An 18,996-nucleotide genomic window follows, 5' to 3' on the forward strand; every position below is an offset into this window, starting at 1 on the left:
ATGTAGGAGCCAGCTTGCCGGCGAAGAGGCCCTCAAGCCTTGCGCTGGCCAGGATGACGCTTTCGCTGGCAAGCCAGCTCTTGCGATCCGGGGGGAAATTCTTTCATTGGCCAGGAGGCCGCATGTTTACCCGAACCTTGCTGTGCCTGGCGCTGGCCAGCCCCTGGGCCTTGGCCGACAGCCCCGCCCAAGCCCTGCACCAGCGCCTGATCGTGCTCGACAGTCACCTCGATACCCCCATGCAACTGGCCCGCCCCGGTTGGGACATCACCCAGCGCCATCGCTACCAGGACGACCTGTCCCAGGTCGATCTGCCACGGATGAAAGAGGGCGGCCTGGACGGCGGTTTCTGGGCCATTTTCACCCCCCAGGGGCCGCTCACCGCCGAAGGCCGGACCCAGGCCAGCGAACATGGGCTGGCGGTGCTGGCGCGGATCCGCGACCTGCTGGGCGCCCACCCCGATGATTTCGCCCTGGCCCTGACGGCTGGCGATGTACCGGCCATTGTCGCCCGTGGCCAGCGTGTGGTTTTCATCAGCATGGAAAACGCCCAGCCCCTGGCCGCCGATCCGGCACGCTTGCACACCTATTACCGCCAGGGCCTGCGCATGCTCGGCCTGGTGCACTCGGCCAACAACGATTTCGCCGACTCGGCCACCGCCCTGCCGCAGTGGCGCGGCCTGAGCCCGGCGGGCCGGGAGCTGGTGGCCGAGGCCAATCGCCTGGGGATACTGCTGGATGTCTCCCATGCCTCGGACCAGGTGTTCGACCAGGTCCTGGCGCTGTCGAGGGCGCCGATCATTGCCTCCCATTCCAGCAGCCGTGCAATCACCGCCCATCCACGCAACCTGGATGACCGGCGCCTGCGGCAACTGGCGGCCAGGGGCGGTGTGGTGCAGGTCAACAGCTTTCCCAGCGACCTGATCAACCTTGCGCCCAATCCCGAGCGGGACAAGGCCCTGGGGCCGTTGTACCGCGAGTTCCGTCTGGCGGCGAGCATGAGCCCGGAACAGGTGGCGGACCTGGCCGAACGCATTCGCCAGGTCGAAGCCCGCTACCCGCAGCCCAGGGCCAGCCTGGACGATTACCTGCGCCACCTGCTGCACATCCTGGAAGTGGTCGGCCCGGATCATGTGGGCATCGGCGCCGACTGGGACGGCGGTGGCGGGGTACAGGGGCTCGAAGATGTCGCGCAACTGCCACGGATTACCCAGCGCCTGTTGGCGGCGGGCTACAGCGAAGCGGACCTGGCGAAGATCTGGGGCGGCAACTTGTTGCGCGTTCTCGACGCCGCCCAGGCCGTAGGAGCCGGCTTGCCGGCGAAGGGGCGCTGATGCCGGCGCGAGCCGTGGGGCTTCTTCGCTGGCAAGCCGGTTCCTGGCGGGGCGAGTATGGCCAGGCACGGCCAGGCGCAGGGCTATGCGCGGAGCGCAGAATCTTTTGGCTTGAATATGAAACAAAGTAATATTTGCATATGCTTAAAATGTATTTCTCTTATTAAATAAGCGCCCCTAGGATGGCTTCACATAGACCCAAGTGACTGCATAAGTCGCCGATCTATAACCGAACGCACTATCCATCCGCAGCAGGGAGCGCTTGCATGCCACTGACCAGAAGACAATTGATCGCCCGTATTGCCGCTGTCGGCGGGGTCCAGGCGGCGAGTGCGGTCATGGGCCTGTTCGGCGCCAGCGCAACGGCCGAAGCGTTCGAGGAAAACTACGCGGCGCTGCCCACGGCGGCGCTGGGCAAGGGCGCCAGCGTGGTGGTGATCGGCGCCGGGATCGGTGGCCTGGTCAGCGCCTACGAGTTGAGCAAGGCCGGGTTCAAGGTGACCTTGCTGGAAGCCCGGGACCGGGTCGGCGGGCGCAACTGGACGGTGCGTGGTGGCGATCGGGTGGAGTACAGCGACGGCAGCACCCAGGTCGCGCAATTCGGGGAGGGGTTCTACCTCAATGCCGGGGCCGGCCGCCTGCCCAGCCACCATCAGTTGATGCTCGGCTACTGCCGCGAGCTGGGGGTGGAGCTGGAGGTGCTGGTCAATACCAGCCGCAACGCCCTGGTGCGTCCGGACCTTGACCAGCCGGCGTTGCAGATCCGCCAGGCGGTCAATGACAGCCGCGGGCATTTTTCCGAGCTGCTGGCCAAGGCCGTCAATCGCCATGCCCTGGATCAGGAGCTGACACCAGCCGATCGCAGCAACCTGCTGAGTTTCCTGAAAACCTGGGGTGATCTTTCCGACAAGCTGGAGTACCTGGGTTCGGCCCGCTCCGGCTACAAGGTCTGGCCCGGCGCCGGCGACCAGTTGGCGCAGAAGAATGATCCGCTGCCGTTGCAGACCCTGCTCAACCCGGCGCTGACCACGGCGTTGATGATCGACGAATACCCGGAGTTCTCGCCCACCATGTTCCAGCCGGTGGGCGGCATGGACCGCATTCCCCAGGCCTTTGCCCGGCGCCTGAAAGGCCAGTTGCGGCTGCACAGCGAGGTGCGTTCCATCAGCAACCAGGCCGACAGCGCCGAAGTGGTCTACCTGGACCGGCGCACCGGCCGCACCCACAACCTCAAGGCCGACTACGTGATCAGCAGCCTGCCCCTGCCGCTGCTGGCCAAGGTGCAGAACAACTTCAGCGCCCCGGTGCGCCAGGCCATCGGCGCGGTGCAGTTCGGCTACGCCAACAAGGTGGCCTGGCAGTCGCGGCGCTTCTGGGAAAGCCAGTACCAGATCTACGGCGGGCTGTCGTTCATCAACCAGGAAGCCTCCGGGCTGTGGTACCCCAGCGGCGGTTTCAACCAGGCCGAAGGGGTGCTGGTGGCGGCCTACAACAACGGCGAAACCGCCCGACGGTTCGGGGAGAAAACCCTGGCCCAGCAGATCGAGATTTCCCGTCAGGCGGTGGAGCTCCTGCACCCCGGGCACAGCCAGGAACTGCGCAATCCGCTGGTGATTGCCTGGAGCAAGATCCCCTACAACTTCGGCCCCTGGATCAGCCATGAAGTGGCCGAGCCGGACTACGGCCTGCTCAACCAGCCCCAGGGCCGGGTCTACCTCACCAGCGACGGCCTGGCCCACAGCGGCGTGGGCATCTGGCAGGAAGCCGCCGCCGGCGCGGCGCGGCGGGTGGTGCGGCAACTTTTCCAACGGGCGCAAGGCTCGTCGCTACAGCAAACGGCCTGAAAAAGCCGAGCACTCACACAACAGCGGTAACCCATGCCGGGTAGCGGACCTCCGAGGCTGGCACACACAACCTTGGGAGCGTCTTTGCATGTCTTTGAAAAACACCGTCGTAGGGCTGGGGCTGTTGTTCGCCGCCAGCAGCAGTTGGGCCGCGGGAATCCAGCGCGTGCCGTCCAGCTACCCCAATTCGCCGATCCTGCAATCGGTGACCCTGCCCGCCAACAGCGAGGTGACCTACCTCTCCGGGCTGCTGCCGGACCCGGTGGATCCCAAGGCGTCCAAGGAGCAGATCCACGCCGAGGGCAACACCGAGGCCCAGGCCCGGGTGGTGCTGCGCAAGGTGGAGACGATCCTCGCCAGCCAGGGCCTGACCCTGGGGGACGTGGTGCAACTGCGCATCTACCTGGTAGGGGACCCGGCCCTGGGCGGCAAGCTGGATTTCGACGGCCTGCAAGTGGCCTTCCGCGAGTTCTTCGGCACCCAGAAGCAGCCGTTCAAGCCCGCCCGGACCACGGTGCAGGTGGCGGGGCTGGTGCTGCCCGGCGCCTTGATCGAAGTCGAAACCGTTGCCGCCCGAGCGCGCTGAGCCGCCTGTCAAAGGATCTGAAGTCATGAGTATTTCCTTGCATAAAATCCTCTTCGGCGCGGCCCCCCTGAGCCTTGGCCTGCTGGGCCTGGCGCTGCCCGCCGAACTGCTGGCGGCCGACGAAACCCTGGGCACGGTGGTGGTCACCGGGGTGCGCGGCAGCCAGCAACGCACGGTGACCGACAGCCCGGCGCCGATCGATGTGATCGACAGCGAGCAGTTGCGCAGCATCGGCCAGAACGGCCTGAAAGAAATGCTCGGGCGCCTGCTGCCGTCGTTCAACGTACCGACCATCAACGGCGGCGGCACGGCGTTCCTGGTGCGCGGGGTGAGCATGCGCGGCCTGGGCGGCGACCAGGTGCTGGTGCTGATCAATGGCAAGCGCCGGCACAACTCGGCGCTGATCAACAACGGCGCACGGGTCGGCAACGCCTCGGTGCCGGTGGACCTGGACCTGATTCCCACCGCCGCCATCGAGCGCATCGAAGTGCTGCGCGACGGCGCGGCGGCGCAGTACGGCTCCGACGCCATCGCCGGGGTGATCAACATCATCCTCAAGCGCAATGCCGAAGGCCTGACCTCCGACACCACCCTGGGCCAGTACTACGACGGCGACGGCACCACCGGCCACGAAGCCTTCAACTGGGGCAACAAACTGGGAGAGAACGGCGGCTTCATCAACCTGTCCTGGGACGCCAAGCTGCAGGAACCCTACGAGCGCTCCAGTGCCGCCAGCGGCCAGCTGTACTTCAAGCAGGCCGACGGCTCGCCGGACCCCCGGGAAAGCAATCGCCAGGGCTGGGGCACCGAGTACGGCCTGGGCCGCGACCGCACCACCAGCCTGGCCTACAACGCCGAGCTGCCTCTGGAGGACGACCTCAAGCTGTACTCGTTCTCGACCCTGAGCTACCGCAATAGCAACAAGGACCTGGGGCACCGCAAGCCCACCGACATCACCAGCCTGGCGGGCATTCCCAATGCGCCTTACCCCAACGGCGGCCAGGCGCGGCGGGAAATCCACGAGACCGATTTCCAGGTCGCCGGTGGTGCCAAGGGCCTGCTCGGTGGCTGGGACTGGGACCTGTCGAGCACCTACGGCAAGGATCGCGGCGTGCTCGACACGGCCAACAACCTGAACATTTCCAATGGCCCCTACAGCCAGCACGACTTCCACCTGGGCAACCTGGTGTTCGACCAGTGGACCAACAACCTGGACTTCTCCCGGGCCCTGGACATCGGCTGGAGCAGCCCGCTGGAAACCTCCTTCGGCGTGGAATACCGCTGGGAGAAATATGCGCTGGAGGAGGGCGAGCCCAACTCCTACAACCAGGGTAGCTATGTCCCCAACACCGGGCCTTTCGCCGGTGTGGTGCCGGACCCGGGGTTGTTCTCGGTCAACGGCACGACCCCGGAAGATGCCTACAGCCTCAAGCGCCACAGTGAGGCGGCCTATATCGACCTGGGCCTGAACATCACCCCCAACTGGTACGTCGGTGCGGCGGCGCGCTACGAGAAGTACAACCTAGGGGTAGGCGACACCACCAGCGGCAAGCTCACCACCCGTTACGAGTTCCTCCCCGGGTACGCGGTGCGGGCTGCGGTGAGCAACGGCTTCCGTGCACCGTCCCTGGCCCAGAGCGTCTTTTCCACCACCAGCACGGTCACCGAATTCGGCGCCGGTGGCACCACCACCTCGGTGCGTACCAAGCAGATGCGCCCCAACTCGCCGGAAGCGGTGGCGCTGGGCGCCAAGGACCTGGAGCCGGAAACCTCGCGCAACTACAGCCTGGGGTTCACCGCCGAGCCCACCGATCGGCTGCGCCTGACGGCCGACTTCTACCTGATCGACATCGACAAGCGCATTCTCCAGACCGGCATCCTCAAGGGCCCGGCAGTGTCGCAGATCCTGGTGGAGAACGGCCTCTCGCCGAACCTCGCCGGGCAGTACTACACCAACGCTGCCGACACCCGGACCAAGGGCGTGGACCTGGTGGCGGACTACCGCCAGTCCTTCGGCGAGTACGGCACGGCGAAATGGAGCGTCGCCTACAACCACAACAAGACCACCATCCGCGACCTGGCGGACACCCCGGCGGCCCTGTCGCGCCTGGGGGCGGGGTATGTGCTGTTCGACCGCCAGCAGCAGATCGACCTGACTAAATCCACGCCCAAGGACAAGTGGATCCTCTCCGGCAACTACAAGGTCGGCGACTGGACCACCAATCTGCAGTTGACCCGCTTTGGCGAGTACACCGAAGGCTCGAACATCCCGAGCAACGATCGCACCTACAGCGCCAAGTGGATCACCGACCTGGACGTGGCCTACGACGTGACCCAGAACCTCACCGTGGCCGTGGGCGCCAACAACCTGTTCGACGTATACCCGGACAAGATCGGCCTCAAGGCCTGGGCGGGAACCTATGAATACGGAATGTTCTCGCCCTATGGCCTGGGCGGCGGCTACTACTACAGCCGCGTCAGCCTGGCGTTCTGAGCATGACCACGATCACTCTCGCAGGAGCTGGCTTGCCAGCGAAGGCGGCGGCATGACCGGCGCAGGGTTCAAGGGCCATTCGCCAGCAAGCCGGCTCCTACAGCCGTGGCGTCCTGCCGGTCGTTTACCTGGTGGGAGCTGGCTTGCCAGCGAAGGCGGCGGCATGACCGGCGCAGGGTTCAAGGGCCATTCGCCGGCAAGCCGGCTCCTACAGCCGTGGCGTCCTGCCGGTCGTTCACCTGGTAGGAGCTGGCTTGCCAGCGAAGGCGGCGGCATGAAGGGCGCAGGGGGCAGGGGCGGTTCGCCGGCAGGCCGGCTCCTGCAAGGGCTGGTGTTGTGTTTGTGGCTGGGCAGTGCACTGGCGCAGCCGGCGCTGCGGGTGTCCAGCCAGAAGCAGTCGCTGAAGATTCTGCTGCAGGCGGCAGGCGAGCTGGAGCAGGTGCCGTACCCCATCGAGTTCGCCTCCTTCGCTGCCGCGGCCCCCACCGCCGAGGCCCTGGCCGCCGGGGCGGTGGATATCGGCAGCCTGGGGGATGCGCCCTTTGTGTTTGCCGCCGCGGCCGGGGCGCCGCTCAAGACCGTGGGGGTGATCAAGCTCAAGGTCACGCCGACCGCGGTGGCGATCGTGGTCAAGGAGGATTCGCCGCTGAAGCAGGCCGCCGACCTCAAGGGCCGGCGCATCACCACCACCCGGGGCTCCATCGGCCATTTCCTGGCCCTGGCCGCCCTGCGGTCGGTGGGCCTGCACGGCGCGGATGCGCAGTTCATCTTTCTCCAGCCGGCCGAATCCCGCAGCCTGCTGAGCAACGGCCAGGCCGATGCCTGGTCGACCTGGGACCCCTATACCAGCATGGTGCAGATGGAGGGCGGCAGCCGGGTGCTGGTCAGTGGCGAAGGGCTGTTCGCCGGGCACATGCTGCTGGTGGCCAACGACCAGGCGATTCGCGACAAGCCGCAGCAGATCGCCGACTTCCTGCAGCGCCTGGATCGTGCCTATGCCTGGGCCAACCAGCACCAGAGCGAGTTTTCAAAGATCCAGGCCGGCTACAGCGGTTTGCCGGTGGAGGTGCATGAGCGTTCCAATCGCTACTCGGTGCCCCGGCGTATCGCCGTAGGCCCGGCCGTGGTGGAGGACGTGCAGCACACCGCCGATCTCTACCGCGAGGAGGGCATTATTCAGAAGACTTTCGATGCCGCAGCTTACATGGATGCTCAATTCAATGAAGTTGAATGAGTGTGTGGCAGTTTTATTAATTGATCTCGGGAGGTTTTAAATAAATAAAGAGCAATAATGTCCTTCGCTTAATTTAACTATCAGCAAATTTCATAATCTTCTCGCAGCACTTTCAAAGTGCCTGTGGTGGCCGCTATTTGCCTGATTTTCGATACATTTTTAAGTTTGGATATTAGAGATAAAGGATATTTCACAAGGCCATCGCAACTGCCTAAGGTGGCCCTGAAACAAATTATTACGTTCTACCGATGTTGTTCTTCGTCGCTACTTCCAGGGAATTAAGGGAGCTTGCATGTTCACAGTCACTACGGCCGACAAACTTGAAGCGCGGCATATCCTCGATGTTGTGGAAAAACGCTCTTACGGCGTCCAGCTCAAAGGTTTCTGCCCACCGGATACCTTGCAGGTGGCGCGGGATCATCTGTATCAGCAGGAACTGCGCAGTGCCTTCAGCCAGCAGCAGGAATTCGTCCGGGTCGGCAAGGCCTATATCGAGATCCAGGATGAGCAGAGCCGGGCCGAATACCACGCCCTGGCCCTGCCCAACATTCGCAAGATCCGCAATCTGTTCCGGCCACTGGCCTCGCCCATCGACGAACTGCGCCTGCTGCTGGACGAAGTCTGGCCGCAGGGCGCGCACCTGTTGCAGGTGGACGGGCAGAAGTGTTTCGTCGGCATTGCCCGCTTCCAGGGTTCGGGGGTCGATCTCACGCCCCACACCGACAAGCTTGAACGCAATGCCCCCGAGGGCCACAGCCCGCAGTTGCTGACCCAGCTGTCCACCAACATCTACCTGGAGATCCCCGAGGATGGCGGCGAGCTGGAGATCTGGGGCATCGAGCCGGACGAGCAGGAGTACAACCGCCTCAAGGGCGAACGGGCCTACGGCATCGAACGCCACCTGCTGCCGCCGCCGGATTTCGTGGTCAAGCCCGAGCCCGGCGACCTGATCCTCCTCAACCCGCGGCTGATCCACGCCGTGCGCCCTTCGGCCAGCAGCACCCGGGTCACCCTCGGGGTCTTTATCGGTTACTACGGCGAACACCAGCCTTTGGCCTACTGGAGCTGAACTCATGAGCAAGGTGCAGGAAATCAACCTCAAGGCCTACTTCAACAAGGGCGGCGAGGAGCACGAATTCGACGGCAAGCGCGTGGTACTGGCGGTCAGCGTCGGCCAGGAATATCACGAGGACCAGAAGCTGCGGTCCACCATTCACTTGATCAACCAGTCCGGCTTCAGCCACGTCAAGGTGGTGGTGGCCGATACCCTGCAACGCCACAACAAGCACGGCAAGTCCCCCGGGGAGGCGCTGTCGGCGGCGATCCGCGATGGCGATGCCTGGCTGGCGCGCAACCAGAGCATCCTCGACGGCCTGCGGGTGCCGTACCACATCACCCGCTGGAACCAGGAACTGGCCAGCGACCGCTATGCCGAGCTGCGCCAGCAACTGAACCAGGTCTACCAGCAGCGCGAGGAACTGCGCGACGCCATCGACAGCACCATCGGCGTATTCACCGAGCGCCTGCGCCTGCGTGACGAACACGCGGACATCGAGCGGGCGGCGGCCCAGTGCCGGGAGTACATCCTGGAAGAGATCCCGATCATCCTGCCGCTGTGGGCCGACGAGGGTTACCACTACGTGCTCTACCCGCAGCAGATGACCACGGCCATGGCCACCAGCCGCGAGTTGCTGATCGAACCCCACAGCCCGGACCGGGTGCGCTGGCTGCCCCTGAAGTTCAAGAAGCGGGGGATCCCGATTCCCTTCACCTTGCCCGGCGCCATTCACCCCAACTGGACCAGCGGCGCCATCGCCATCTGATCCGCCGCGATCAATGTAGGCGCTGGCTTGCCAGCGAAAGCGCCCCTGCCGGCGTTGCCGTACTCAAGGGGCTGTTCGCCGGCAAGCGGGCTCCTACAGAGCGTTTTTTTATGACTGACAAGGAGTTTCCATGAGCGTTTTTGCGCAACAGCAACGCAAATGGTGGGCATTGCTCGGTGTGAGCATCGCCAGTTTTCTCGGCTGTGTGGATTTCACCATCGTCAACACCGCGTTACCGGCCCTGCAGGCCGACCTCGGGGCCTCGGTGGACGCCCTGCAATGGGTGATCAACGGCTTCATCCTGGCCCTGTCGAGCTTCATGGTGCTGGTGGGGCGCCTGGCCGACCTGCATGGGCGCAAGCGGGTGCTGTTCATCGGCCTGACGGTGTTCGGCCTGGCCTCCCTGGCGGCCGGGCTGGCGGGGCAGATCGATACCCTGATCGGCGCGCGGGTGGCCCAGGGGCTGGCATGCGCGGTGCTCTATACCGCCTCGGGGGCGATTGTCTCCAGCACCTTCGAGACCGCCGAGCAGGGTCGGGCCTTCGGCGTGCTGTTCGGGGTCAATGGAGTGGGGCTGGCGGTCGGCCCGGTGTTGGGCGGGCTGATAACCAGTGCCTTCGGCTGGCAGTGGATCTTTCTCATCAACGTGCCCTTCGTACTGCTGAGCCTGGGCATTTGCAGCTTCAGCGTGAAGGAGTCGCGTTCGGCCGAGACCGGGGCGCGCCTGGATGGTTGGGGTGCGCTGCTGTTGCTGATCGGCCTGCCGAGCCTGGTGCTGGTGATCGTCCAGGGCGGCAGCTGGGGCTGGGGCTCACCCCTGACCCTGGCCCTGGTGGCGCTGGCGGTGCTGGCCCTGGGCGCATTCCTGGCGGTGGAGCGGCGGGTGGCCGCGCCGATCATCGACCTCAAGCTGTTCGCCAACCGGCGTTTCGTTGCCGGGGTGGCGGCCAGTTTCGGCCTGGCGCTGTTCTACTGTGTGGCGTTTTTCGTCATGCCGCTGTACCTGGCGCAGATCCGCGGCGAAACGGTGCAGGCCAGCGGCCTGCTGTTGCTGCCCACCACCCTGGGGGTGGCGCTGCTGTCACCGCTGGTGGGGCGCCTGGTGGATCGCAAGGGGCCGGCGCTGCTGATCAAGACCGGGCTGCTGCTGTTCGTGCTGTCGGCGTTGTTGCAGGCCGGTTTCGATGGCCAGACTTCGCTGCCTTATCTGCTGGGCGCCTTTGTCGTCATGGGCCTGGGGTGGGCCAGCATTCTCGGGCCGTCCACGGTGCTGGGGATTTCCTCGGTGCCCCAGGAAGTGGGCTCGGTGGCCATGGGCTCGCTGATGACCTTGCACAACGTCGGTGGCGGTGTCGGGCTGGCGGTGGGGGTGGGGCTGTTCCATCACTTTTCCGCCACGCCGCTGGACGATGCCCAGGGCGCCTTTCTCAATGGTTACCGCGCGGTGATGGGCTTTCTGGCGGTGGTCACGCTGCTGGTCTGGGCCTCGGTGAGCCTGCTCTTGCGCACGGCCCCGGCGCCGGTGCCGACGGCCGAGGAGGGCACCAGCCGTGGCTGAGCGCGGCGGGCAGATGGGGCTGGGGGCCTTTCTCTCCGGCTCCGGCGCCCATGGCGGCAGTTGGCGCCATCCCCAGGCGGATGCCGATGCTTCGTTGAATTTCCAGCGCTACCGGCACTACGCGCAAACCCTGGAGCGGGGCTGTTTTGACGCCCTGTTTCTCAACGACAACGTGGCGGTGGGGGACCTGGACCCGCGGGTACTGGCCCGCAGTTCCTACAGCCTGCGCTGGGACCCGCTGACCCTGCTGCCGGCCCTGGCGGTGGTGACCCGGCATATCGGCCTGATCGCCACCGCCAGCACCTCCTACAACGAGCCCTACAACCTGGCGCGCAAGTTCGCCTCCCTGGACCACTTGAGTGAGGGCCGGGCTGGCTGGAACCTGGTAACCGGGCTGGTCGGCGGCGAGAACTTCAACCACCCCGAACCCCTGAGCCACGCCGAGCGGTACGCTCGGGCCGAGGAGTTCTTCAGTGTGGCCAGCGGGCTGTGGGACAGCTGGGCCGACGACGCCTTTCCCCGGGACAAGGCCAGCGGCCAGTGGCTGCGCCCGGAGCGCATGCACCTGTTGCAGCACCGGGGGCGGCACTTCCAGGTACAGGGGCCGTTGAATGCACCGCGGCCATTGCAGGGCTGGCCGGTGATCGCCCAGGCCGGGTCGTCCGGGCCGGGCTGTGAGCTGGCGGCGCGCTGCGCCGAGCTGGTGTTCACCGCCCAGACCGACCTGCAGCAGGCCAAGGCTTTCTATCGCGAACTCAAGGAACGGCTTCCCGCTTACGGGCGTCATGCCGGGCAGTTGAAAATCTTCCCCGGCATCGCCCCCACGGTGGGCCGCACCCTCAACGAAGCCGAGGAGAAGTACCAGCAATTGCAGGAATTGCAGGACCCCCAGGCACAGCTCAAGGCCCTGTCCTACCTGTTGGACCTGGGTATCGACCTGTCGCATCTGCCCCTGCATGCGCAGGTGCCGTTGCTGGACGACGCCGCCCCCACCGAGCGGCATAAAAGCCGCCGGCACCTGGTGCAGGAACTGATCCGCCGGGAGCGGCCGAGCCTGGCGCAACTGCTGCGCAGCCTGTCGGCCAGCGGGCACAAGGTACTGGTGGGCACGCCGGGGCAGATCGTCGATGAGCTGGCTACCTGGTACCAGGAATACGCCGCCGACGGCTTCAATGTGCTGTTCACCCATCTGCCGGGGGCCATCGACGATTTCGTGCAACTGATTACCCCCGAGCTGCAGCGCCGGGGTCTGTTTCGCCAGCGCTACACCGGCCACAGCCTGCGTGAACACCTGGGGCTGGCGCGGGTGGAAAACCGTTTCTTCAGCCACCGGGGCAATGGCTGAATGGCTGAAAGAGTCTTTACTCTCAAGGCGCAACGCCCATCGATCAACCCAGGAGCTACAGCATGTCCGGATGGTATGAGTTGAAGAAAAGCAGCAACGGCCAGTTTCGCTTCGTGCTCAAGGCGGCCAATGCCGAGGTCATTCTCAGCAGCGAGCAGTACACCACCCGCGCCGCAGCCGAGAACGGCATCGCCTCGGTGCAGGCCAACAGTCCCCTGGAAGAGCGCTACGAGCGCAAGAGCGCCAAGGATGGCAAACCCTATTTCAACCTCAAGGCGGCCAACCACCAGATAATCGGCAACAGTGAAACCTATTCCTCGGAAGCGGCCCGGGAAAAGGGCATCGCCAGCGTCAAGGCCAACGGCCCCAGCCACAACATCAAGGACCTGACGTCCGTTTAGGCCCGGCTCCACACACCCTCGACAGCACCAGGCCCGAACCCAGGCAGCGTTCGGGCTTTGTGCTGCCAGCGGGTTTTCACGAGCACCTGGCATTTGCCTGGAGGCCGGGCGAGGGCAGCGTATTGTGATCTGGCAGGCCGCCAGCCGATTGGCGACGGAGTTATGGCGCAATGCCATCATTTGCCTTATCCTCCGCGCCCGTCACCGGGCGCTCGGCAGGCCTGGCACTCTGGTTGACGTTATCAATCATTGTCCAAGGGATCTGCGACCTCATGATTCGCCCTCTCGTATTACTCGCCGCGCTGCTGGCGTTGAGCGGTTGCTACAGCCTGTCTTCCACGAAAGTTGCCGAGAGCATGCGCCCCGACTCGCAGTCGGGGGTGGCCTATGTGGTGGGGGTGGTCGGCATCTGGCCGAAGGCGGTGCACACCGCCAACGAACAAATGCTGCTGATTCGCCCGCGCGGCGGTGACGGGTTCGCCTCGGCGCGCTTGTACAACCAGATCTACGGCCGCACGCCACGGGATGTGCGCGAGACCTGGCACGGCATCGGCAGCCTGTTCGTGATGCCGCTCAAACCCGGGCGCTACGAGATCTACAACCTGCACTTCGACCGCGGCAACGCCACCGCCTGGAGCCGCGAAGATTTCTCCATCCCCTTGGAACTGGAAGCCGGCAAGGCTTATTACCTGGGTGATTTTCGCGCCGGCTGCCTGTCGGCGTCGGGGGCCAAGTGCGTGTTTCTGCACAGCGACCACCTGGAGCGCGACGCTGCCCTGGTGCGCGCCAAATACCCGCAGGTGCCGAACCTGCAACGGGTCGATCTGGAGAAGATGGAGGAGGTCACGTCGTTGATCGTCAGGGAGCAGGGGCCCAAGGCGTCGATGCTCAAGGCCATGCTGTCGGGGGATCTGTAATGCGTAGTCAATTGTGGTTTTTGATGGTGCTGATGCTGGGGCTTGGCGGTTGCCAGACCAGCCACAGTCTCAAGCCGGCCGAGGTGGATTATCAGCAGCGGCTACCGGCGATCAGCGTCAGTGTGATGGGGGCCATCCCTGCCGGCCTGATCCGTGACGAACTGCGTCGTCGCGGCACCTTCGAGCAGGTGCAGCCGGGGTTCAGTGCCGATGGCTACAACGTGATCGTGATGGCCAACAGTGATTACTTTGGCTGGCAGAACATTCCCATGGGGCTGCTCAGTGCCATGACCTTGTTTATCGTGCCGGGCCGGACCACTTGGGACAGCCAGGTGATGTTCCATGTCAGCCGCGGTGACCAGGAGGTGGCCAAGTATCGGGTCAGCAATCAGACCCGCTCCTGGCGTGGTTGGGCCAACACTGATGGCGGCCAATACCAGCATGTGCGGCGCATCACCGACGACTTCATTGCGCAGATGCTGCAGGACCCGCAGTTCAAGGCCCAGGCCCCGGTGGCGCTGGACAGTCACTGAGCCACGCTTGGACGCGGCACATGCCAAAGCCCGGACGGTGTCAGCCGTCCGGGCTTTTTTTTCAGGAAATCAACCCAGGCTCTGCAGCAGCGTCTGCAACTGTTGGCGACCGCTCTCGTTCAGCGCGAATACCGGCTTGCGCGGCTCGCCGGTGGGCAGCCCGGCGAGTTCCAGCCCGGCCTTGACCGTGGCCGGCAAACCGCCCTTGAGGATGAAGTCCAGCAGCGGCAACTGGCGGTAGAACAGCGCCCGGGCGCGAGCCAGGTCGTTGCTCAGCACGGCCTGATAGAGGTCGAGATTGAGCTGCGGGATCAGGTTCGCCGCCGCTGTGCACCAGCCACTGGCACCGGCAGCGAAAGCTTCCAGGGCCAGCGGGTTGCAGCCGTTGTAGAACGGCACCTGGCCTTCGCCCAGCAGTTGCAGCTTGTGCATGCGCTGGATGTCGCCGGTACTTTCCTTGACCAGGGTGACGTTTTCCACGGCGTGGAAGATCTTCAGGATCAGTTCCACCGACATGTCGGTGCCGCTGGTGGCCGGGTTGTTGTAGAGCATGATCGGCACGCCAATGCTGGCGCCGATGGCCTGGTAGTGAGCGAGGATCTCGGCTTCGCTGAGCTTCCAGTAGGAGGCGGGCAGCACCATCACCACGTCGGCGCCCTTGGCTTCGGCAAAACGCGCGCGGCGGATGGCCTTGGCGGTGGTCAGGTCGGAGACGCTGACGATGGTCGGCACGCGCTTGGCCACGTGGCGGATGCTGAACTCGCTGACCTGGTCCCATTCGGCGTCGCTCAGGTAGGCGCCTTCGCCGGTGCTGCCCAGGGGGGCGATGGCGTGGACGCCCGCGTCGATCATGCGGTCGATGGAACGCCCGAGGGCGTCCAGGTCCAGGCCTTCGCCGTTGGGGCCGAAGGGGGTGACGGTGTAGCCGATGATGCCGTGGATCTGGGTAGTAGGCATGGTGCAACTCCTGCAAGGCATAAGGGGTGGATCAGTTCAGGCAGTCGGCGTGTTTTTTCAGGTTTTGCCGAGCGTAGTAGTTGAAGGCGGCGCTGTGGCGCTTGGGCTTGGAAATCCAGTCGTGGGCTTCGCGGCCCAGCTCCGGGAGGATCGGCTTGATGGTGCCGGCGGCCATGGCCAGCAGTTGCAGCTTGGCCGCACGCTCGATCAGTTGAGCGATCACGCAGGCTTCCTCGATGCTCGCGCCGGTGGACAGCTGGCCGTGGTGGGAAAGCAGGATCGCGCGCTTGTCGCCCAGGGCGGCGGAGATGATTTCGCCTTCTTCGTTGCCCACCGGCACCCCTGGCCAGGCTTCGAGAAAGGCGCAGTCCTCGTACAGTGGGCAGAGGTCCATGTGCGACACCGCAAGCGGCACTTCGATCATCGACAGCGCGGCGACGTGGGTCGGGTGGGTGTGGATGATGCAGTTCACGTCCGGCCGGGCGCGGTACACCCAGCTGTGGAAGCGGTTGGCCGGGTTGGGCATGCCGTGGCCTTCGAGGACCTCCAGGTCTTCGTTGACCAGCAGCAGGTTGCTGGCGCTGATTTCATCGAAGCCCAGGCCCAGTTGCTGGGTGTAGTAGGTGCCGGGTTGCGGGCCGCGGGCGGTGATCTGCCCGGCGAGGCCCGAGTCGTGGCCGTTCTCGAACAGAATGCGGCAGGTCAGGGCCAGCTTTTGTCGGTCGGTCCACGTATTATCCGCCAGGGTATTTTGCATCTGGGTCAGGGCTTGCTTGACCAGTTGGTCTTTGGGCAATGCTAATGTCTTGGCCATGTCGAAGGTCCTTTGAGAAGTGCAATGGACGTCGGATCTGCGCTTCACCTGCTGCTTGCGACGGCGCTTGGTGAATCGCGATGACACTTAAGAGGCTATATGACACTTTGTGTCATTGGCAAGCGCCAATCGTTGTTTTCTAGATGGATTAACCGCTCTACATGTCTATCCGTTTGAAATTACTGAGAAAAAAACTGGGCGTGACCCTGGAAGCCCTGGCCGAGAAATCCGGGATGACCAAGAGCTATCTGTCGAAAGTCGAGCGCGGGCTGAACACGCCGTCGATCGCTGCCGCGTTGAAGCTGGCCAAGGCGCTGAACGTCAAGGTCGAGGAACTGTTCGCCGAGGACAGCATCAGCCTCGACAGCTACAGCCTGGTGCGCAGCGACCAGCGCCAGTCATTGGCAGCCAACGGGCAGACGCCGGGATATGCGGTGCTGGCCCATCAGGTCAGTGAACGCAATCTGCTGCCGTTCATCATCTATCCGGCCAAAGAGTTCAGTGACAAGACCTTCAAGGAACACCTGGGGGAGGAGTTCCTGTTTGTCCATGAAGGCCAGGTGGAAGTGGACTTCATGAACGAACGGGTGATTCTCAACCGTGGCGATGCATTGCACTTCAATGCGCAGAAACCCCACCGCATCCGTTCCGTGGGGGACGAGCAGGCGCAGTTGCTGGTGGTGGTGCACAGCAGCGAGGACTGAAGGCGTTCAGCACCGCCAGGAGCCGGCTGGTTGGCGAATGGGCACCAAGACATGCATCGCCCTGGCGGACGTCTTCGCTGGCAAGCCAGCTCCTACAGGGCGGGAGTGCTCAGCGCTCCACGGGCACCGACAGGGCCGGGTTGCCCAGGGCGTGGGTCTTGGAGTCGAAGAAACGCAGACTCAGGTCCAGGCCTTCGAACAGCTTGGCGTAGTGGCGTTTCTGGTGCTGGATGAACGCCGCGCTGCGCGGGTAGATGGAGATCGCCAGGGTCTGGGTCGCCGACTGGCGGATCGCCTGGACCAGGTGGCTGTCCTGGGGCCCCAGGTTGTGGCCGAAGATGCACAGCGCGCCGCTGTGATCCAGCAACTGCTGGTAGCAGAACGACAGGTAATCCGAGCTGCGGATGGTCTTGAGCTTGTCCGCCAGCGGCCCCTCGCTGACGAACAGCGGCACGTCGTCCAGGGTCTTGAGGGTGTTGTTGATGGCGAAGCTGCCCAGCAGGGTGCCTTCGGTGGAGGTCAGCTTGCGCGCGCTGCCGTCCAGGTTGCGCACCAGGTGCAGGCCGCCATGCAGGTAGAGAATGCGGGTCGGGGCGCTAGGGGCGCTGCCCAGTTCGAAGGCCGGATCGGCACCGTGGAACAGGTCGTCGATGCCTTGGCTGTCCTGTTGCACGGCCCAGTAGTTGAGCAGGTCATAGTTGCTGGTGAACACCGTGGGATAGCGCCGCAGTTCCTGGTTGATCGCCGCCAGGCTCTGCTCCTGGACCAGGCGCCAGGGAATGTGCACCGCGTGCACGGTGTTGATCAGCGCTTCCTTGATGGCGTAGTAGCGATTGCGCGGCGCCGCCGAGCTGACTGCCAGGGCCTTGTTGACTCGGCTGGTGGTTTTCAGGGCGCCCAGTACCTGCTCGAAACTGCGGGTCTGCAGGGCCTCGAATACGCTGAGCTCGGACTGGCTGAGGGGTTTTTCTTCCACTGTGCGAGCGTTTTCGAACAGTGAGTCGTAGGCAAAGTCTTCCCACACGGCACGGCTGGCGCCGTTGCCGATCAGCAGGCCACTGAACGGTGTGCTGGCACCCAGGGCGTTCCAGTCTTCAAGTTCGGCATCAAATTCCTGGAAATCCATCATCGCGGTCATCGGTCTCAAGGCTGGAGGTATTTCGGCTGGCGACTTTATCACGACCGACCCTTGAGCCAGATCAACAACGCCGGTGAGCGATCGGTCGATCCTGTTTGGCAAACATTGCATCGACACCGTGAAATCGGCATTCGCCGGGAGACCTTCTGATGAGCAGCACCTTTTTCATTCCAGCCGTGAACATCATGGGCATCGGCTGTCTCGACGAGGCCATGAGCGCCATCCGCAACTATGGATTTCGCAAGGCGCTGATCGTCACTGACACGGGCCTGGCCAAGGCTGGCGTGGCCAGCATGGTGGCCGAGAAGCTGGCCATGCAGGACATCGATTCGGTGATCTTCGACGGTGCCAAGCCCAACCCGAGCATTGCCAACGTCGAGCAGGGCCTGGCGCAATTGCAGCAGGCACAGTGCGATTTCGTCATCTCCCTGGGCGGCGGATCGCCCCATGACTGCGCCAAGGGCATTGCCCTGTGTGCCACCAATGGCGGGCAGATCCGCGATTACGAAGGCGTCGACCAGTCGGCCAAGCCGCAACTGCCCTTGATCGCCATCAACACCACCGCCGGCACTGCCAGCGAAATGACCCGTTTCTGCATCATCACCGACGAATCGCGCCACGTGAAAATGGCCATCGTCGACCGCAACGTCACGCCGTTGCTGTCGGTGAACGATCCGGCACTGATGGTGGCGATGCCCAAGGGCCTGACCGCCGCCACCGGCATGGATGCCCTGACCCACGCGGTGGAAGCCTATGTGTCCACCGCCGCCAACCCCATCACCGATGCCTGCGCCCTGAAGGCCGTGGAAATGATCAGCGCCAACCTGCGCCAGGCGGTGCACGACGGCAACGATCTGCTGGCACGGGAGAACATGGCCTATGCGCAGTTCCTCGCCGGCATGGCATTCAACAATGCGTCCCTGGGTTTCGTGCACGCCATGGCCCACCAGCTGGGCGGCTTCTACGACCTGCCCCATGGCGTGTGCAACGCGGTGCTGTTGCCCCATGTGCAGAGCTTCAACGCCACGGTATGCGCCCAGCGCCTGACCGATGTGGCCCACGCGCTGGGAGCGGACATTCGCGGTTTCAGCCCGGAAGAGGGCGCCCAGGCGGCCATCGCGGCGATCCGCACCCTGGCCCGTGATGTGGAGATTCCCGCCGGTTTGCGCGAGTTGGGCGCCAAGTTGCAGGACATTCCGCTATTGGCGGCCAATGCCCTCAAGGATGCCTGCGGCCTGACCAACCCGCGTCCGGCGGATCAGCGGCAGATCGAGGAGATTTTCCGCAACGCGTTCTGAGGGACGGGACCCTTCG

At 64.4% G+C, this 18,996-nt stretch carries 17 protein-coding genes; 14 read left to right on the forward strand and 3 right to left on the reverse strand.

Annotated elements, in window-relative coordinates; genetic code table 11:
- Positions 1 to 122: 122 nt before the first annotated feature.
- The 12 genes from AC1RMG_RS10405 to AC1RMG_RS10460 all read left to right on the forward strand — a co-directional run bounded on the left by AC1RMG_RS10405 (position 123) and on the right by AC1RMG_RS10460 (position 14,069).
- Positions 123 to 1,334: a dipeptidase gene (locus AC1RMG_RS10405; RefSeq protein WP_161466765.1), complete on the forward strand. Its 1,212-nt coding sequence runs from the start codon at positions 123 to 125 to the stop codon at positions 1,332 to 1,334.
- Between the two features lie 266 nt (positions 1,335 to 1,600).
- On the forward strand, positions 1,601 to 3,178 hold the full coding sequence (locus AC1RMG_RS10410) for a flavin monoamine oxidase family protein (RefSeq protein ID WP_015634470.1): 1,578 nt from the start codon (positions 1,601 to 1,603) through the stop codon (positions 3,176 to 3,178).
- A gap of 88 nt (positions 3,179 to 3,266) precedes the next feature.
- The gene (locus tag AC1RMG_RS10415; protein WP_493169157.1) at positions 3,267 to 3,764 is read left to right on the forward strand and encodes a RidA family protein; all 498 of its coding nucleotides are present in this window, start codon (positions 3,267 to 3,269) and stop codon (positions 3,762 to 3,764) included.
- Positions 3,765 to 3,789: 25 nt separating this feature from the next.
- Complete coding sequence (locus AC1RMG_RS10420) at positions 3,790 to 6,258, forward strand: TonB-dependent receptor plug domain-containing protein (RefSeq protein WP_011059728.1); 2,469 nt, start codon at positions 3,790 to 3,792, stop codon at positions 6,256 to 6,258.
- Positions 6,259 to 6,421: 163 nt separating this feature from the next.
- A complete protein-coding gene (locus tag AC1RMG_RS10425; protein WP_053149494.1) occupies positions 6,422 to 7,492 on the forward strand; it encodes an aliphatic sulfonate ABC transporter substrate-binding protein in 1,071 nt (356 codons plus the stop codon).
- Positions 7,493 to 7,784: 292 nt separating this feature from the next.
- Positions 7,785 to 8,561 carry a 2OG-Fe(II) oxygenase gene (locus tag AC1RMG_RS10430; RefSeq protein ID WP_011059730.1) on the forward strand — a complete coding sequence of 259 codons (777 nt, stop codon included), beginning with the start codon at positions 7,785 to 7,787 and terminating at the stop codon, positions 8,559 to 8,561.
- A 4-nt stretch (positions 8,562 to 8,565) separates the two neighbouring features.
- A complete protein-coding gene (locus AC1RMG_RS10435; RefSeq protein WP_011059731.1) occupies positions 8,566 to 9,315 on the forward strand; it encodes a tRNA-dependent cyclodipeptide synthase in 750 nt (249 codons plus the stop codon).
- A 130-nt stretch (positions 9,316 to 9,445) separates the two neighbouring features.
- Positions 9,446 to 10,873 (forward strand): MFS transporter, encoded by a 1,428-nt coding sequence (locus AC1RMG_RS10440; protein ID WP_026020181.1) that lies wholly within the window; start codon positions 9,446 to 9,448, stop codon positions 10,871 to 10,873.
- Positions 10,874 to 10,886: 13 nt separating this feature from the next.
- A complete protein-coding gene (locus AC1RMG_RS10445; protein WP_019094811.1) occupies positions 10,887 to 12,218 on the forward strand; it encodes an LLM class flavin-dependent oxidoreductase in 1,332 nt (443 codons plus the stop codon).
- A gap of 62 nt (positions 12,219 to 12,280) precedes the next feature.
- Entirely contained in the window at positions 12,281 to 12,619 is a 339-nt protein-coding gene (locus AC1RMG_RS10450; RefSeq protein ID WP_011059734.1) for a YegP family protein, read from the forward strand.
- 272 nt (positions 12,620 to 12,891) lie between these two features.
- Positions 12,892 to 13,536 (forward strand): hypothetical protein, encoded by a 645-nt coding sequence (locus AC1RMG_RS10455; protein WP_019094812.1) that lies wholly within the window; start codon positions 12,892 to 12,894, stop codon positions 13,534 to 13,536.
- Positions 13,536 to 14,069 (forward strand): hypothetical protein, encoded by a 534-nt coding sequence (locus AC1RMG_RS10460; RefSeq protein ID WP_011059736.1) that lies wholly within the window; start codon positions 13,536 to 13,538, stop codon positions 14,067 to 14,069. Before AC1RMG_RS10455 ends, AC1RMG_RS10460 begins: the two co-directional genes overlap by 1 nt.
- A 69-nt stretch (positions 14,070 to 14,138) precedes the next feature.
- Here AC1RMG_RS10460 and AC1RMG_RS10465 read toward each other — a convergent pair whose 3' ends face one another.
- Both AC1RMG_RS10465 and AC1RMG_RS10470 read right to left on the reverse strand, forming a co-directional pair.
- Positions 14,139 to 15,026: a dihydrodipicolinate synthase family protein gene (locus tag AC1RMG_RS10465; RefSeq protein WP_011059737.1), complete on the reverse strand. Its 888-nt coding sequence runs from the start codon at positions 15,024 to 15,026 to the stop codon at positions 14,139 to 14,141.
- Between the two features lie 31 nt (positions 15,027 to 15,057).
- The gene (locus AC1RMG_RS10470; protein ID WP_011059738.1) at positions 15,058 to 15,840 is read right to left on the reverse strand and encodes an aldolase; all 783 of its coding nucleotides are present in this window, start codon (positions 15,838 to 15,840) and stop codon (positions 15,058 to 15,060) included.
- Positions 15,841 to 16,001: 161 nt separating this feature from the next.
- Here AC1RMG_RS10470 and AC1RMG_RS10475 point away from each other — a divergent pair, with 161 nt between their 5' ends.
- Positions 16,002 to 16,544, forward strand: a complete 543-nt coding sequence (locus AC1RMG_RS10475) for a helix-turn-helix domain-containing protein (protein WP_053156739.1) — start codon at positions 16,002 to 16,004, stop codon at positions 16,542 to 16,544.
- 109 nt (positions 16,545 to 16,653) lie between these two features.
- On the opposite strand, the gene AC1RMG_RS10480 is transcribed toward AC1RMG_RS10475, so the two are convergent.
- Positions 16,654 to 17,673: a DUF4917 family protein gene (locus tag AC1RMG_RS10480; protein ID WP_041752724.1), complete on the reverse strand. Its 1,020-nt coding sequence runs from the start codon at positions 17,671 to 17,673 to the stop codon at positions 16,654 to 16,656.
- 158 nt (positions 17,674 to 17,831) lie between these two features.
- Here AC1RMG_RS10480 and yiaY point away from each other — a divergent pair, with 158 nt between their 5' ends.
- On the forward strand, positions 17,832 to 18,980 hold the full coding sequence (yiaY, locus tag AC1RMG_RS10485) for an L-threonine dehydrogenase (protein WP_011059741.1): 1,149 nt from the start codon (positions 17,832 to 17,834) through the stop codon (positions 18,978 to 18,980).
- The last annotated feature ends 16 nt before the right edge of the window (positions 18,981 to 18,996 follow it).

Source organism: Pseudomonas sp. GW822-FHT04H02 (assembly GCF_058800645.1).

What these genes read in the sequence shown, in the direction of transcription:
- AC1RMG_RS10405 (WP_161466765.1), top strand. Translation starts at nt 123, where the DNA reads ATGTTTACCCGAACCTTGCTGTGCCTGGCGCTGGCCAGCCCCTGGGCC.
- AC1RMG_RS10410 (WP_015634470.1), top strand. Translation starts at nt 1,601, where the DNA reads ATGCCACTGACCAGAAGACAATTGATCGCCCGTATTGCCGCTGTCGGC.
- AC1RMG_RS10415 (WP_493169157.1), top strand. Translation starts at nt 3,267, where the DNA reads ATGTCTTTGAAAAACACCGTCGTAGGGCTGGGGCTGTTGTTCGCCGCC.
- AC1RMG_RS10420 (WP_011059728.1), top strand. Translation starts at nt 3,790, where the DNA reads ATGAGTATTTCCTTGCATAAAATCCTCTTCGGCGCGGCCCCCCTGAGC.
- AC1RMG_RS10425 (WP_053149494.1), top strand. Translation starts at nt 6,422, where the DNA reads ATGACCGGCGCAGGGTTCAAGGGCCATTCGCCGGCAAGCCGGCTCCTA.
- AC1RMG_RS10430 (WP_011059730.1), top strand. Translation starts at nt 7,785, where the DNA reads ATGTTCACAGTCACTACGGCCGACAAACTTGAAGCGCGGCATATCCTC.
- AC1RMG_RS10435 (WP_011059731.1), top strand. Translation starts at nt 8,566, where the DNA reads ATGAGCAAGGTGCAGGAAATCAACCTCAAGGCCTACTTCAACAAGGGC.
- AC1RMG_RS10440 (WP_026020181.1), top strand. Translation starts at nt 9,446, where the DNA reads ATGAGCGTTTTTGCGCAACAGCAACGCAAATGGTGGGCATTGCTCGGT.
- AC1RMG_RS10445 (WP_019094811.1), top strand. Translation starts at nt 10,887, where the DNA reads ATGGGGCTGGGGGCCTTTCTCTCCGGCTCCGGCGCCCATGGCGGCAGT.
- AC1RMG_RS10450 (WP_011059734.1), top strand. Translation starts at nt 12,281, where the DNA reads ATGTCCGGATGGTATGAGTTGAAGAAAAGCAGCAACGGCCAGTTTCGC.
- AC1RMG_RS10455 (WP_019094812.1), top strand. Translation starts at nt 12,892, where the DNA reads ATGATTCGCCCTCTCGTATTACTCGCCGCGCTGCTGGCGTTGAGCGGT.
- AC1RMG_RS10460 (WP_011059736.1), top strand. Translation starts at nt 13,536, where the DNA reads ATGCGTAGTCAATTGTGGTTTTTGATGGTGCTGATGCTGGGGCTTGGC.
- AC1RMG_RS10465 (WP_011059737.1), bottom strand. Translation starts at nt 15,026, where the DNA reads ATGCCTACTACCCAGATCCACGGCATCATCGGCTACACCGTCACCCCC.
- AC1RMG_RS10470 (WP_011059738.1), bottom strand. Translation starts at nt 15,840, where the DNA reads ATGGCCAAGACATTAGCATTGCCCAAAGACCAACTGGTCAAGCAAGCC.
- AC1RMG_RS10475 (WP_053156739.1), top strand. Translation starts at nt 16,002, where the DNA reads ATGTCTATCCGTTTGAAATTACTGAGAAAAAAACTGGGCGTGACCCTG.
- AC1RMG_RS10480 (WP_041752724.1), bottom strand. Translation starts at nt 17,673, where the DNA reads ATGATGGATTTCCAGGAATTTGATGCCGAACTTGAAGACTGGAACGCC.
- yiaY (WP_011059741.1), top strand. Translation starts at nt 17,832, where the DNA reads ATGAGCAGCACCTTTTTCATTCCAGCCGTGAACATCATGGGCATCGGC.